This window comes from Amycolatopsis sp. VC5-11 (genome assembly GCF_037034185.1).
Lineage (GTDB): Bacteria > Actinomycetota > Actinomycetes > Mycobacteriales > Pseudonocardiaceae > Amycolatopsis > Amycolatopsis nivea.
In genome coordinates this window covers 1-347 of sequence record NZ_JBAGKF010000059.1, presented here as the reverse complement: position 1 = coordinate 347, position 347 = coordinate 1, and the positions used below count along the sequence as shown (strand labels likewise).

The 347-nt window shown below is 64.8% G+C and carries 1 protein-coding gene; it reads right to left on the bottom strand.

What is annotated here, in order from left to right; genetic code table 11:
* Positions 1-347 (bottom strand): flavodoxin-dependent (E)-4-hydroxy-3-methylbut-2-enyl-diphosphate synthase (locus tag WA670_RS45070; protein WP_336162308.1); only part of this gene is annotated, 347 nt, incomplete at both ends.

Below are 347 nucleotides of genomic sequence, written 5' to 3'. Positions count from 1 at the left end.
GGGTCGTTGTGCTTGACCGAGATCTTGATGTCGTGGAAGTCGTGCTCGGCGAACAGGGAGGCTTCCCACATCGCCGATTCGGCGAGCGCTTCCGGGGTGGCCTTGCCGTATTTCTCCAGCAGCCGCTTGTCCAGCGACCCGGCGTTGACGCCGATCCGGATCGGCGTGCCGTGGTCCTTCGCCGCCTGGGCGATTTCTTTGACCTGGTCGTCGAACTTGCGGATGTTGCCCGGGTTCACCCGCACCGCGGCGCAGCCGGCCTCGATCGCGGCGAACACGTATTTGGGCTGGAAGTGGATGTCGGCGATCACCGGGATCTGCGATTTCTTCGCGATCGCGGGCAGCGC